At 53.3% G+C, this 14,447-nt stretch carries 10 protein-coding genes; 8 read left to right on the top strand and 2 right to left on the bottom strand.

Going from position 1 to position 14,447, the window contains the following annotated elements:
- Positions 1–15: 15 nt before the first annotated feature.
- Positions 16–3,252: a S41 family peptidase gene (locus tag FKG94_RS16250; RefSeq protein WP_142905381.1), complete on the bottom strand. Its 3,237-nt coding sequence runs from the start codon at positions 3,250–3,252 to the stop codon at positions 16–18.
- Between the two features lie 469 nt (positions 3,253–3,721).
- A complete protein-coding gene (locus tag FKG94_RS16245; protein WP_142905380.1) occupies positions 3,722–4,483 on the bottom strand; it encodes a pectate lyase in 762 nt (253 codons plus the stop codon).
- A 45-nt stretch (positions 4,484–4,528) separates the two neighbouring features.
- Here FKG94_RS16245 and FKG94_RS29380 point away from each other — a divergent pair, with 45 nt between their 5' ends.
- The 8 genes from FKG94_RS29380 to FKG94_RS29000 all read left to right on the top strand — a co-directional run.
- A complete protein-coding gene (locus FKG94_RS29380) occupies positions 4,529–4,657 on the top strand; it encodes a hypothetical protein (RefSeq protein ID WP_281284251.1) in 129 nt (42 codons plus the stop codon).
- Positions 4,658–4,827: 170 nt separating this feature from the next.
- Complete coding sequence (locus FKG94_RS16240) at positions 4,828–5,142, top strand: ArsR/SmtB family transcription factor (protein WP_142905379.1); 315 nt, start codon at positions 4,828–4,830, stop codon at positions 5,140–5,142.
- Positions 5,143–5,287: 145 nt separating this feature from the next.
- Positions 5,288–5,491: a YgaP family membrane protein gene (locus FKG94_RS16235; protein ID WP_142905378.1), complete on the top strand. Its 204-nt coding sequence runs from the start codon at positions 5,288–5,290 to the stop codon at positions 5,489–5,491.
- Positions 5,492–5,503: 12 nt separating this feature from the next.
- Positions 5,504–8,143 carry an efflux RND transporter permease subunit gene (locus tag FKG94_RS16230; RefSeq protein ID WP_142905377.1) on the top strand — a complete coding sequence of 880 codons (2,640 nt, stop codon included), beginning with the start codon at positions 5,504–5,506 and terminating at the stop codon, positions 8,141–8,143.
- A complete protein-coding gene (locus FKG94_RS16225) occupies positions 8,122–8,910 on the top strand; it encodes an outer membrane lipoprotein-sorting protein (protein WP_142905376.1) in 789 nt (262 codons plus the stop codon). The genes FKG94_RS16230 and FKG94_RS16225 overlap by 22 nt, the downstream gene beginning before the upstream one ends.
- 13 nt (positions 8,911–8,923) lie before the next feature.
- Complete coding sequence (locus tag FKG94_RS16220; RefSeq protein WP_142905375.1) at positions 8,924–10,255, top strand: hypothetical protein; 1,332 nt, start codon at positions 8,924–8,926, stop codon at positions 10,253–10,255.
- A 29-nt stretch (positions 10,256–10,284) separates the two neighbouring features.
- Complete coding sequence (locus FKG94_RS16215; protein WP_142905374.1) at positions 10,285–11,565, top strand: NAD(P)/FAD-dependent oxidoreductase; 1,281 nt, start codon at positions 10,285–10,287, stop codon at positions 11,563–11,565.
- A gap of 1,292 nt (positions 11,566–12,857) precedes the next feature.
- Positions 12,858–14,447: Ig-like domain-containing protein (locus tag FKG94_RS29000; protein ID WP_218943553.1), on the top strand; the 1,590-nt coding region annotated here is incomplete at its 3' end.

The following is a 14,447-nucleotide window of genomic DNA, read 5'->3' as shown; positions in this document are numbered from 1 at the left end:
GAGTCCCTGTCTGACTCAAAAATCCGTTGGCGCCGGAGGTGCCTTAAGCGGCGGTGGCGCTGACGCTGGTAACTGTTTTAGTAACTCAGTTACAGCGCGCTCTATCGAGGGATCTTGTCCCTGGTAAATTAACTCCGGGCGATCCACCACCTCAATATCGGGCTTCACTCCCTCATTTTCCACCACCCAGTTGCCGTCGGTATCCAAAATTCTAAACGTTGCCGCAATCACCTGGCCGCCATCGGCCAACTGCGGGTTACCGGAGATACCGATTAATCCACCCCAGGTTCGCGTGCCGATGATTTTTCCCAGACCGTTTTTGCGGAAATAATAGGGTAAAGCATCGCCTCCGGAGGATGAGTAACCGTTGACGAGCATCACTTTCGGGCCGCTGTGGTGATAAAAGGGCGTTGCGCTAGGCTCCAGGCCGCGGCGTTTCCAATAATTTAACGGCTTGCGTGACAACACTTCAATCATACGATCGGGGATGAAGCCGCCACCGTTATACCGATCATCGATAATCAAGGCTTCTTTATTGATCTGGGGGAGAAACTGTTTGAACAGTTCCCGATTGCCGTCGATATGCGTATTGGGCAGATGAATATAGCCCACGCGACCCTTTGATATTTTTTCCACATAACGTGCGCGATCCGCCACCCAGTCCAAATAGCGCAAATTTGTTTCGCGCTCAATCGGTTTAACAAGCACATCCCGCGCATTTTTCCCATCAGCCTTTTTGGATATAGACAAAGTGGTGGTTCTACCCGCAGTATTTTCCATCAGTTGGTAGAAGTTCTCGACGCTCTTGCTGGCGATACCGTTAACGGCAGTGATAAATTCACCTTCCCCGACATCAGTCTGTGTTAACGGTGAACGGAAGTTGTCATGCCAGTTTTCACCTTTAAAGACTTTGGTAATCTGAAAATTGCCTGAGGCGTGCGGCTTTATATCTGCCCCCAGCAGCCCACCGTCAATTCGTTTTACCGATGGCTCATCGCCACTTTGCACGTAAATATGTCCCGCATTCATCTCCCCGGCAATTTCGCCCAGGATAAAATCCAGATCGGCGCGGTGAGCCACGTGATCAACCAACGGGCGGTATTTGTCGTATATTTTTTGCCAATCCTGGCCGTGCATATTGGGATCGTAAAACCAATCGCGAAGGATGCGCCATGCATCTCTGAATAAATGAGGCCATTCGATTTCCGGATCAATGCGAACTTGCAGATTAGCCAGCGCAAGACGTTTCTCATCCGGTTTTTGTTCGGGCTTTGCTTCAATGACAGAGAACTTGTCCTTTTGCTTCACCAGGATTTTTTCTCCGCCGGCGGCTAAGCGGTAGTCGTCGATTTTTTCTGCGATTGTTTTTGTTTCCGCATCGTCACCGATAGTGACCAGTTTCAATGTTGATGTGTCCCCCTCTCCGGCGAGCACAATAACACCTTCCTTATTGGCAGTAAGGCGGCTATAGCTGCCTGCCTCAGCGTTTAAAGCCATTGCGAGATTGCGCATTTTCATTGCGTCAAGCGTAATCGGCTTTGGCCTCTTGTTTTCTTTATCACTTTCCTTATCTTTTTTTTCCTCAACCGGTCCGACCTCATCACTTTTTAACGCGCCCAGCATCTCAACGCTGTTGTTGAGTGGTACCGCGTAGATTCGGGTGGCCTTATGATAGAGATAGTTAAATTCGTAGTCGCTGAAGCTCAGGTTGTAATCGCGATTCGAGAGGAAATAGAGATACCTGCCTTCAGGGTCAAACACCGGCGAATAATCAGAAGTATTATTGTCGCTAAGTTGTAATTTTGATTTTTTCCTGCTGTCGTATAGCCATATCTGTGACAAACCGTTTTTTGCGCCCTTTACGTAGACCAGATAGCGTCCGTCTGACGAAAACCGATAATGGGTAATGTCAGCGTAAATGCCTCGATCAATCTCGCTGGCTTTGCCGTTAATCTCCATTATCCACAGTTTTTGGTTTTTATCTGCCCAGGCAATTTTATCTGAGCTGCCGGCCCATACCGGGGGGAATAACCAGATATTCGAATTTTGAGTGAGCTGTTTTGCGCCGCCTTTACCGTCTTGACTCCGAATGTACACTTCGTACTCGCCCGTGATATCACTCAGATACACGATACTCCTTCCATCCGGCGACCAACTCGCGCTGATTTCCCTTGCCGAGGTAGAGTTGGAAATATTGCGTATGGGCCCGTTTTTTTCCGGCACTGTAAACAGCTCTCCTCGAGCGGCTATCAGGGTACGCTTGCCGTCATGAGAAATATCAAAGGAGTCGACGAACTTGGCAGCCTCTTTGAAACTGGCCTGGCGATACTGGCGTTCCCCGGCAACCACTATGTTCAGCCTTTCAGTTTTGCTATTTGTAGGATCAAATCGATACAGAAAGCCGCCATTCTGGTAAACAACCGCATCCGGTCCCGCGCTTGGCCAAAGTACGTCAAATTCCTTGTGGAAAGTTTGCTGGCTGGGCTGCGCCGAATCTTGATGGCGGTAAAGGTTTAGTATGCCCTCACGATCGGAAGCAAAAAAAATGTTGTCGCCTACCCAAACAGGTTGCTGGTCGGTGCCGTCGAAAGACGTCAGTTGCTTGCTGGTATTGTTTTCCAGATCGTAGGTCCAGACGTCCTGAGCACGGCCACCGCGATGTCGTTTCCAGGTTCGCCACTCGCGGTCTATCGGTGTATAGACGAGTGTTTTGCCATCCGGTGACAGCATACCTCCACCACCTTCGGGTACAGCCATTTCTATCGGCATTCCTCCATCTGCCGGTACTAGTATGGGTCTGCCCATACGCGGTCCCCACGGCAGCCGGTTGGCCCGTACCAGAATGTATTTGCCGTCCGGTGTCCAATCCATGACGCGATAATCAAAACCTCCCCGCGGTGGCATCTTACCGACATCGTTATAGTAAGTGAGCTGTTTGAGCCCGCTGCCATCCCGATTCATGACGTAGACCTGTCGATTGCCGCTGTACTCGGCGGAAAAAGCGATTTTACTGCCATCAGGCGAAAACTTGGGGAATAACTCCAGCCCTTCATCAGAAGTCAAGCGCGTGGCTGTTCCCCCCTCGATTGAGGCCGTATAAATATCGCCGCCATATACGAAAGCGACATGTTGCTTGTAAATATCCGGAAACCGAAGCAGGCGGGTCGTTTCCTCCTGGTCCGCCAGGGTTATATGAGATGACAGAAACCCCACAAAAAATAGTGTGAGTGGAAAGTATTTGTATAGAGCCATTGTGTGTTCTCTGGTTAATAGGTATAAAAAGTTAATAGGCATAAAAAGTTAACAGGTATAAAACGAATGCCGGCGGCTAGATCACCGGACTTATCATACTGACTTGCAAATAGTGATTTTTGAGAGTGGTTCCCGCCGCTACATCTCCAGTAATTGAGTGACACCGACTGATCAGTGTGCAAGCAGAATTAACGTTTAATTTCCCGGCTACTTTACCTCAAACAGTGAATGAGCAGCAACTATTTGTCAGTTGGTGTTTGCTGTAACTACTCTGCTCGCTGAGGCGTTGGAAATAAGTTGTTCGCAATACTGATTGAGTGGCAGTTTGCGCAGTTGAGGTTGACACTTTTTACTTAAACACTGCTTTATCCAAGCGGATCTGCGGTATAAAATTGCGCTTGGCAGCAGTGAACTTCATCTTCGTCCGCTATGGCTGCTTGCCCCTGGGAAGGCCAGGCCAATTTGTGAGCTAGTTTGCTGGAATGGTTACCTTTCCACCCTCAGTTTCGCGATACTTTTCTATGACGTCGACAAAGACATTTCCTCCAGTGTCGATTAAAGAACCGCTCTTCTCGGCCCAAAAACCCACTCTGGACCCCCGGATGAAATTTCCTTTGGCATAACCTTTACCACCTGTTACTTTTATAACACTTCTTGCGTCAAATACCCTGTTATCTTCGAACCTAATACTTTGAGCCTGCTCCTTTATCCTAACGGCTTTGGCGCAATCGTAAAATTCGTTGTTTTTAATGAGAATGTCAGTTCCCCGAGTTAGCTGAATGGCTTTATCATGGCAGTGGAAAAACTCAGAGTTTAAAATTTTAATATTTTCTCCCGTTACATAATGCTTACTTTTAGATATCGAAATCGCATCTTCACAAACATCGACATTGACAATATTGTCAATAACAATGTTGGACCCTTTAACATGAATTCCATCGGGCGCACCTCTTATCCACAGGTTCTTTAAAGTAGATCCGGGCAGTAGAATAAACATTGGCGGCATACCTTCGCGTTGAGAGCAGTCACCCTCGCCATTCCAGTCGTACATATCGCCATTGCCATCGAATATCTCGTTCTCTCCAACAGTTATTGTTTCCCGCACATCTACTGTCTTACCGGTAAAATTCTGCAGGGGAGCGTATTTTTTTAATCCGCCGTTGCCGTAGGAAAAGCAGGAAACTGTCAGTAGCAAAACAAAAGTGCCAAATATATTACCTTGGTATCCCATCGCTTAACCTATTTTTTTCCAGGTTGATTATGGAGACTAAATTGGGTGGAATATACACGTTCGCAAACGGAAATCAAAATCACTTCCATAGGCTGGCTGCCCCACCAGAGAGACGCAATCAAAGCCGACCGCCTGATCGCTGAAGCCCTGGCTAAACTGCCCGGCGCCGGTTGACACCGAACAGGCAGTAGAGCCCCGGTCTGGCCAGTGGCAACACAGTATGTCGACGATATTCATCCCCCCGTTTAACCCTGCGCGCTAAAGACAATTCAAAGCCCTTTATTAAGCCAATAATGCTATATTAGAATGCCCTAATGTAATTGTCGTACAGGTCTGCTGACGCCATGAACAACACCACTGCAAACCTCGAGGCCATGCAGGAACACGCCAAGGAGGCCGCCCAGCTGTTGCGGTCCATGTCGAATGAGAGCCGGCTGATGGTACTTTGCAGCCTGATTCAAGGTGAGTTGTCGGTCAGTGAACTCAATGAGCGGGTGCCGTTAAGCCAGTCTGCCCTGTCCCAGCATCTGGCATCGCTGCGTGAGGCCGGCCTGGTGAGCACCCGCAGAGAGTCCCAGGCTATCTATTATCGCCTCGACGGTGACGATGCGGTGAAGGTCATCGAGGTCCTGCACTCTATATTCTGTCCCGATTTATAGGCGGCCAGCCGTTATGCCAAAGTAGTCCGTTGCTAACCGGGAAAGAGGGCTTGATCTTTATATTAGAATATTCTAATTTAGATAAGTCTGAATTATAGGCATCTGGATGGAAAGTCTCCAAATCAGATTTACCAGGAGGTCAATTATGAATATCGATCGCTTTGTCTTCGCTTTCGCCGGAACCTTGATCCTTGTCAGCTTGGTGTTGGGCCAATGGGTACATCCTTACTGGTTCCTGCTGACGGCATTTGTGGGCTTGAATATGTTTCAGGCCGCGTTTACCGGGTTTTGCCCCCTGGCCAGCATTTTGAAAAAGCTGGGTGTGAAACCGGGCAGTGCTTTCGGCTAGAGGATTATCACTATGCTTGTGTTATCCGAACATGCCGTCGCTCGCCCCAGGTCCGGATTTGTCCTCAGTGGCCTGTTGAGCCTGTTGCTTATCCTGCTGGTGGCCGCGCCGAGTTTGAGTCCGGCCGGGTTTCCCTTCCTGCATCCTGTCAATATCGATACCGATCCGGAAAATATGCTGCCGGCGGATGAGCCGGTGCGGGTGTTCCACAATGCCATGAAAGGCGAGTTCGGGCTCTATGACATGGTCGTGGTGGGGGTCATTAACCGGCAGCACCCGCAGGGTGTTTTCAATCGCGAGTCCCTCGGCCATATCCACGCGCTGGCGAATTACGCGCAACAGATCAGTTGGGAAAAGGGGGGCGAGCAAAAGGGGGTTGTCGCTATCGATGTTATCGCGCCCTCCACGGTCGATAATATCGAGCAGGCCGGCCTCGGCTCGGTGCGTTTTGAATGGCTGATGAGTCGCCCGCCCGAGACCGACGCCGAGGCGCTGGCCATCGCCGATAAGGCCATGCGCCTGCCGTTCCTCAACGACACGCTGGTCTCGCGGGATAAAAAGGCAATGGCGCTGTACATCCCGATAACCTCGAAAAACGACAGCTATGAAGTCGCCCAGCGCCTGCGGGCCAAGATTGCCGAATTCGACACGGCGGATGAATTTCATATCACCGGTCTGCCTATAGCCCAGGATCAGTTTGGTATCGAGATGTTCAAGCAGATGGCGATTTCGGCACCGGTGGCGATGCTGCTGATTTTTATCCTGATGTGGTGGTTTTTCCGGCATGTGAAACTGGTGATCGCGCCCTTGGTCGTGGCGTTGATCTCGGTGATTCTAACCATGGGGCTATTGGTGGTGACGGGCAATACCATCCATATTATGAGCTCGATGATTCCGATTTTTGTGATGCCCATTGCGGTGCTGGATTCGGTGCACATACTGTCGGATTTTTTTGACCGCTATCCACAGTTGCGGGATCGCAAAGCGACGCTGAAGGCGGTGATGGAGGAACTCTCGGCGCCGATGCTGTTCACGTCGATCACCACCTGCGCCGGGTTCGGCTCGCTGGCGTTTACCCCGATTCCGCCGGTGCAGACATTCGGCGTGTTTGTGGCGCTCGGCGTGGTATTCGCCTGGTTGCTGACCGTCACCCTGATTCCGGCTTATATTATGCTGATGCCCGAGTCCTCGCTAAGCGGGTTTGGCATGGGGGCAAAAGGTGAGGCGCATACGCCACTGTCGCGGATGCTCCAGCGCGTCGGCCTGTTCACTTACCGGCGCGGTAAACTGATCCTCGCGGTTACGGCGGTACTGGCGGGCGGGGCGGTTTACGGCATCCAACAAATTCAGATCAACGATAACCCGGTGAAGTGGTTTGCCGAAGACCATACCATCCGGGTCGCCGACAAGGCGTTGAATGAACGTTTTGGCGGCACCTATATGGCGTATCTGGCGCTTGCCCCCGCGGCCGGAGAAAACGGACAGCCCGCCCAGACTCGGGCTGGGCTGTTGCAGAGCCTGGCCGGTCTGGACCCGCAGATTATTGCCGTGATTGAAAACAAATTGAATACGTTACCCGGTGACTCGCCGCCGGCCTGGTTGCCGGCCTTTACGGCATTTGCACTGGCGCAGCAGGAGGCGACAGCGACGGATGCCGAGTGGGAGGCCTGGGATCGGGTGTTGCTGAGCGCCGGTGAGTGGCAGCAGGCGCAGGAGGTATTCAAGCGACCGGAGGTATTGCGCTATATGGCATCGCTGCAGCGCTATCTCGACGGGACCGGGTTGGTGGGCAAGAGCAATGGCCTGCCCGATATTGTCAAAACCGTGCACCGGGAGCTGTTTCTCGGCCGCGAACAGGACTTCCGTATCCCCGATACCCGGGCGGCAGTGGCGCAAACCCTGATCACTTATCAAAGCGGTCACCGCCCCCAGGACCTGTGGCATTTCGTCACCCCCGACTACCGCCAGAGCAATCTCTGGATTCAGCTCAAAAGCGGTGACAACAAGGATATGAATGCGCTGGTGGGGGCGGTGGAGACGTTTTTCAGCGAAAATCCGCCGCCGGTAGCGCTGCAGCACAACTGGTTCGGCCTGACCTATATCAATGTTATCTGGCAGGACGAAATGGTGGCCGGCATGTTGAAGGCTTTCTTGGGCAGCTTTGTGATCGTATTGGTGATGATGACTGTGCTGTTCCGGTCGCTGTGGTGGGGCCTGCTCAGTATGCTGCCGCTGACGGTGACCATCGCCGCGATCTACGGGCTGATCGGCCTGGTTGGCAAGGACTATGACATGCCGGTGGCGGTGCTGTCGGCTTTGAGTCTCGGTCTGGCGATTGACTATGCCATTCATTTTCTGGCGCGCAGTCGCTACCTGCAACAAAGCCAAGGTTCCTGGGCGTTGGGGATCAAGGCCGTTTTCGGCGAACCCGCCCGGGCTATCAGCCGCAATGTGATTGTGATCGGCGTGGGCTTTTTACCCTTGCTTGTCGCACCTTTGGTGCCTTATCAAACGGTGGGATTTTTTATCTCTTCCATCTTGGTGTTTGCCGGTGCCGCATCGCTGCTGATTCTGCCGGCACTGTTAACCCAGTTCGAAACCGTGTTTTTTAAAAACCAGGAGCCGACAACATGTACGACCGTATCGCCCTGACAGCCCTATTGTGGCTGGTTGGTGCCGGACAGGCCGGCGCCGTTGCCGTGCAGGACATTGTGGATAGAGCCAATCGCGCTGCTTATTATCAGGCGGCCGACGGTAAAGCCAAGGTGCATATGCAGATCGTCGACAGTCGCGGGCGTGAGCGCAATCGGCACTTTGTTATCTTGCGCAAGGACGTGGACGACGCCAATGATGGTGAGCAAAAGCTCTATGTTTATTTCCACAGCCCGGCCGATGTCAACAAAACGGTGTTTATGGTCTGGAAATATGTCGACCGGGATGACGACCGCTGGATGTACCTGCCCGCTCTGGATTTGGTCAAGCGTATTGCCGCCAGCGATGAGCGCACCAGCTTTATGGGATCGCACTTTTTCTACGAGGATGTCTCCGGGCGCACGCCGGCTGAAGACAGCCACCAGTTGCTGGAGGAGACCGACGACTACTTCGTGTTGCAGAGCACGCCGAAGGAAGCGGAAAAAGTTGAGTTTTCCCGCTACAAGAACTGGATTCATAAAAGCACATTTATTCCGGTTAAAACCGAGTTTTACGACAGTGCCGGCAAAGTCTACCGCACCTACGAAGCTTTGAGGGTCGAAGTCATCGAAGGCTTTGCAACGGTGACTCAATCCAAAATGAGCGATACGCGCATCGGTGGCTACACCACCTTGAGCTACAGTAACGTGGACTACAACCTGGACATACCGGAAGCTATTTTCAGCGAGCGCTACCTGCGCAGTGCACCGAGAAAATACCTGCGGTAATTGAAGGGTTAACATGAAAATTCCTTCGCTTTTCATTCTCGCAACCCTGGTCGCACCGGCGCTGCTGGGAGCCGAACCGCCGGCGCTACCGGCCGGACTCGGTACGGCGGCGGAGCCTGAGCGGGCCGAGGATGAAGACGGCGAAGCACTGTTCAGTGGTTTTGTCGAAACCCGCCTGGGTACGCGCCTGCGGGAAGACGACACCCAAAAGGATGCCTCACTGGGCGAAGCCCGGGTGCAACTGCAGTGGGATCAGGACTATCGCTGGGGCCAGATTTCCTCCACCGCCGATTTGGTATTTGATCCGGTGCTGGACGATCACTCCTTTGACCTCGACGCCGGCGAGGGCTGGCTTGAGCTGCGTGAGCTTAATGCTTTGCTGCACCCGAGCGAATCTACCGATTTGAAAGCGGGGCGGCAGATACTGACCTGGGGCACAGGCGATCTGCTGTTTATCAATGATTTATTTCCGAAGGATTGGAATGCTTTTTTAATCGGCCGCGATGAAGAGTACCTGAAGGCGCCTTCCGATGCGCTGAAACTGTCGTTTTACGCCGATCTGATTAACCTGGACCTGGTCTATACGCCGGTTTTCGATGCCGATCGCTTTGTCGATGGACGGCGGCTGTCGTACTTCAATCCCCGGGTCGATGCGATTGTCGGTCGCGAGTACCCGGTGAATGTTATCGAGCGCGACCGCGAGGGCGAGGACGGTGAGATTGCCCTGCGTGCGCACCGACTCTGGGGCGCCGCGGAAATGGCGGCCTATTACTATCGGGGTTTTTGGAAAAGTCCCGCCGGTATGGACCCCGCCACCGGCCTGTCGACGTTTCCGCGCCTGGCCGTGTACGGCGCCAGCGTACGCGGGCCAATGGCCGGTGGTATCGGCTATGCGGAGGTCGGTTTTTACGACAGCCGCGATGACAACAGCGGCACAGATCCTTTGATCAGAAACAGTGAGTGGCGCTTTTTGCTCGGTTTCGAGCGGGAGTTGGCACCGGAGTTAACCGGTGCGGTGCAGCTCTATCGGGAATCAATGACCGACCACGGCGCCTACAGAAGCAGCCTGGCGACAAACGCCTTCGTGAAAGACCGACACCGCGATCTGGTGACCCTGCGCCTCACGCAAACACTGATAAACCAGCGTCTGACCCTGTCGCTGTTCAACTTCTGGAGCCCGTCGGAAGAGGACGGTTATGTGCGGGCCAAGGCCAATTATAAAGCCAGCGACCATTGGATATGGGAAGTGGGCACGAATGTTTTTTACGGCGATCAGGTGGAGACATTCTTCGGTCAGCTAAAGGATAACAGCAATCTGTATATCGCGTTGCGATACGGATTTTAACCAAGAGGTGACTTCCGGGGAGGAGGATCATGGTACATATAGCGATTGTCGGCGCGGGCATTGGCGGTTTGCCCGCCGCCTATGAATTGAGAGAGTTGTTGGGCGGGCGCAATGCCCGGATTACGTTGATCGACAAGAAACCCGATTTTCAGTTTGTGCCCTCAAACCCCTGGGTAGCGGTGGGTTGGCGGGTGCGCAAGGATATCAGTATCGAGCTGGCGCCGCTGTTAAAGAAAAAAGGGATTAACTTCATCACCGGTGAAGTCAGGAAGATTGAACCCGAGAGCAATCAGTTGACATTGCACGACGGCGGTTCGGTTACCTACGATTACCTGGTTATTTGCACCGGTCCGCGCCTCGCCTTCGAGTTGATCGACGGTCTGGGGCCGCAGGGATTTACCCATTCTATCTGCACCACTGCTCATGCCGAGCGCTGTTACGAGGATGTGAAACGCCTGATCGAAAACCCCGGCCCGGTGATTATCGGCGCTGCCCAGGGGGCCAGCTGTTTCGGGCCGGCCTATGAGTACGCGTTTATCCTGGATAAAGCCCTGCGCGACAAGAAGGTCAGGAAAGATGTCGCCATGACCTATGTCACCAGTGAACCCTATATCGGCCATCTGGGGCTGGGTGGTGTCGGCGACTCGAAGTCGCTGCTTGAATCGGAACTGCGACAGCGCCATATTAACTGGGTATGCAATGCGCAAATCCATTCAGTGGCGCAAGATACTATGGCGGTGGAGGAGCTCAAGCCAGACGGTACCTGTGCGGGCAATCATACCCTGCCGTTTAAACACGCTATGGTTTTGCCGGCGTTTCGCGGGATAGAGGCGATAGCCGCCGCCCCGGCGCTCGGCAACGACAAAGGTTTCGTACCCATTGACGATTACCAGCGCCATCCCAAATACAACAACATCTACTCGGCCGGCGTGTGTGTGGCGATTCCCCCGGTCGAGGCCACGCCGGTGCCGGTGGGCACGCCCAAAACCGGCTATATGATCGAGTCGATGGTGACCGCGCTGGCGCAGAATATCAAAGCCGATATCAACGGCGAAAAGCCCACGGCCCAGGCGACCTGGAACGCTATCTGTCTGGCCGATATGGGCGATTCCGGCGCTGCTTTCGTGGCCCTGCCGCAAATCCCGCCGCGCAATATCACCTGGATGAAGAAAGGCAACTGGGTGCATACCGCCAAAATTGCGTTCGAGAAATACTTTATCAAGAAAATGAAAGCGGGCAAAACCGAACCATTGTATGAACGTTTGATTTTAAAGTTTTTTGGTGTTGAGAAGCTGGAAAACAAACAGTAAGAAAGCTTTAACCCTGGCCTTGAGCTTCGTGAGGCTAAGGGTTTCCCGGTTGTGAGCGACAGCTTGCTACCTGCGCGAAAGCGATAGGCTTTCGTTGCCTCCAATGGTCAAAGGCTTAGCTGTGTGGGTAGAAACCCCTACAAATGCCGGAAGGTAAGCACAAAAAAAGATTGACTGAAATAAAGCTTGATCTTTTATTAGACTCGATAGAGTGAAGTCCGGTGTTGATCTTTACGTTGGAAACAGCGTCGACGCATTACAATAAACTCAACCTTTAACCGAAAAAATGCGTTTTCGTCGCAGCCAGGTATACATGGCTTACATTCAGCTTTTCTCCTAAAGCCCCTTTTTTTATAAGGCATCATCGAGGTTCTTTTCTCTCGCGCTTTCGTTTTTTTAAAAAAAACGACCAAGGCCTTTTGTGTTTCAAGCCTCAATTGCAAGTTAATGTAGGTAGATACACTGACAAATGGACGCAAACAAGCACAAAAAAGTATCAGCTGACAGTCGTTGACCTTTTACGGTGCGCAGTAAGATAAAAGTTTTCCTCAATATTTATGTTGGCAAAGTAGCGGACAGTAAAAAACTGTGTCCGGTTTTTCACTGACAAAACTGTTTTGTCATCGCAGTAAAGCAAACGTCTTTCGCTTTCAGTTTTCCACTAAATTGTTTTTGTTTATAAGATTTAGTCGGCGTTTTTCAATTTTCACAAACAAAACGTTACTTATTTTTTTGTTGTTTTTGGTGACATTCAAAATTAAATGGTGGACAATCCGCCTCACCGATTAACTTGATCAATAACCAGTTTGTGTTGGCTCAAGTATTTTCAAACCACCAAACCGTTAGATGAAGGTGAAACCTGTTAAAAATAGGCGCGTCAAAATCCATTCCTCGATACTAGGCTTGTCGCTGCGATTGCTCTGATAACCGGAGCTGGTTTCGGCAGCAAAGGCTTGCAAAAAGTGTATAGCGATTAAAGCGCACTTCCATAAAGAAGTGGTGCATGGGCGGGTGTGGGCGTCAGATAAACAGCAAGTGGCCCGGTCAGTAAAGGGCCGTCGAAACTGAATAAAGCGTAAACGTTGGTAAGGCCGCACGGAGCGCAAGGTTTGGAAAAACCGAAGATCTTTAGTGGTTATCGCGGTCTGCGACTAAATTTTTTCCGCTAGGCCATTGTGGATACTGTTATACGCCTGGAGAACCCAGGGCGTTAATACAGTAGTCAAGAAAAAATTGATAAGTCATAAAAAATGTGGGTCGTAAAAAATAGAGGGCTATAAGATATGTCGTTGATGACTAGCAAGAGTTTGGTTGTAACCGTTTTACTGCTGTTGCTTACCGCCTGTGGGGACGATGAGTCGAACACCCGTTCTGTCAATGCTCCACTGATCGAACAAAGCATTGCGTTTGCCGAGCCGGGTCCGTTGATGCGGTTGGTGGGCGATACCCTGAACAACGCCGCCAGCGGGGGCGATGGCAGCGGCGCGATCAGCTACCGGTCCAGTGATAGGGCGGTGGCCATCGTGGCTGCCGACGGCTTGGTAACTGTGACGGGCGCCGGCAGCGCGACGATCACCGCCGACAAGGCGGCCGATACGCGTTATGCCGCGGCCAGTGCGAGTTATCGCATTGATGCCAGCCGTGTTCCCCAAATCATCACCTTCGCCCAGGCGGGGCCGGTGGCACTGTCGGTGGGCAACACCCTGGAAAATGCCGCCAGCGGCGGTGCTGGCAACGGCGTGATCAGCTACCGCTCGAACAATACGGCGGTGGCCACTGTGAATGCCGACGGCTTGATAACCGCCACGGGCGCCGGCAGCGCAACGATTACTGCCGACAAAGCGGCTGATGTGCGTTACGCCGCCACCCAGGCCAGCTATCGCGTCGAGGCGAGTCTGGCGACGCAAGCTATCGCTTTTGCCCAGCCGGGCCCGTTGGTGCTGCCGGTGGGCGGCAATCTGCGTAACGTCGCCGGCGGGGGTGCCGGTACGGGCGCGATCAGCTACCGGTCAAGTGATAGGGCGGTGGCCATCGTGGCTGCCGACGGCCGGGTAACCGCCACGGGCGCCGGCAGTGCGACGATCACCGCCGACAAGGCGGCCGATGCGCGTTACGCTGCTGCCAGTGCGAGTTATCGTATCGATGTGAGCCGTATTCCCCAAACCATCGCTTTTGCCCAGCCGGGCCCGTTGGCGCTGCCGGTGGGCGGCAGCCTGGGTAACGTCGCCAGTGGGGGCGCCGGTACGGGCGCGGTCAGTTACCACTCCAGCGATCTCACAGTCGCCACTGTGGACGCTGCCGGGCGGGTAACCGCCACGGGTGTTGGCAGGGCGATCATTACCGCCGAAAAAGCGACTGATGCGCTTTACACCGCGGCCAGTGCGCGTTATCGCATCGACGTCAGCCTGGCGACCCAAACGATCAGCTTTGCGCAGGTTGGGCCCGTGGCACTGTTGGTAGGCGAAACCCTGAGTAACACCGCCGGCGGCGGTGCTGGCAGCGGTGCCATCAGTTACCGCTCGAGCGATACCGGCGTCGCCACGGTGGATGCCGAGGGCAAGGTAACCGCGAGGGGTGCCGGCAGTGTGATGATCACGGCGGACAAAGCGGCCGATGCGCGTTACGCCGCGGCCAGTGCGAGTTATGAGATTACCGTGAGTCTTGCCGTCCAAACGATTACCTTCGAGCAGGCGGGGTCGTTTGAGTTGTCAGTGGACGAGATGCTGACAAATACCGCCAGCGGTGGCGACGGCGACGGTGCCATCAGTTACCGCTCGAGCGATACCGGCGTCGCCACGGTGGATGCCGAGGGCAAGGTAACCGCGAGGGGTGCCGGCAGTGTGATGATCACGGCGGACAAAGCGGCCGATGCGCGTTACGCC

Source organism: Exilibacterium tricleocarpae (assembly GCF_007004655.1).
GTDB classification, from domain to species: Bacteria; Pseudomonadota; Gammaproteobacteria; order Pseudomonadales; family Cellvibrionaceae; genus Exilibacterium; species Exilibacterium tricleocarpae.
Note: the sequence above shows the minus strand (reverse complement) of the source record. Positions and strands in the feature narration are given on the sequence as shown.

Coding starts and splice junctions, on each gene's coding strand:
- FKG94_RS16250 (WP_142905381.1), bottom strand. CDS start 3,252: ATGGCTCTATACAAATACTTTCCACTCACACTATTTTTTGTGGGGTTT.
- FKG94_RS16245 (WP_142905380.1), bottom strand. CDS start 4,483: ATGGGATACCAAGGTAATATATTTGGCACTTTTGTTTTGCTACTGACA.
- FKG94_RS16240 (WP_142905379.1), top strand. CDS start 4,828: ATGAACAACACCACTGCAAACCTCGAGGCCATGCAGGAACACGCCAAG.
- FKG94_RS16235 (WP_142905378.1), top strand. CDS start 5,288: ATGAATATCGATCGCTTTGTCTTCGCTTTCGCCGGAACCTTGATCCTT.
- FKG94_RS16230 (WP_142905377.1), top strand. CDS start 5,504: ATGCTTGTGTTATCCGAACATGCCGTCGCTCGCCCCAGGTCCGGATTT.
- FKG94_RS16225 (WP_142905376.1), top strand. CDS start 8,122: ATGTACGACCGTATCGCCCTGACAGCCCTATTGTGGCTGGTTGGTGCC.
- FKG94_RS16220 (WP_142905375.1), top strand. CDS start 8,924: ATGAAAATTCCTTCGCTTTTCATTCTCGCAACCCTGGTCGCACCGGCG.
- FKG94_RS16215 (WP_142905374.1), top strand. CDS start 10,285: ATGGTACATATAGCGATTGTCGGCGCGGGCATTGGCGGTTTGCCCGCC.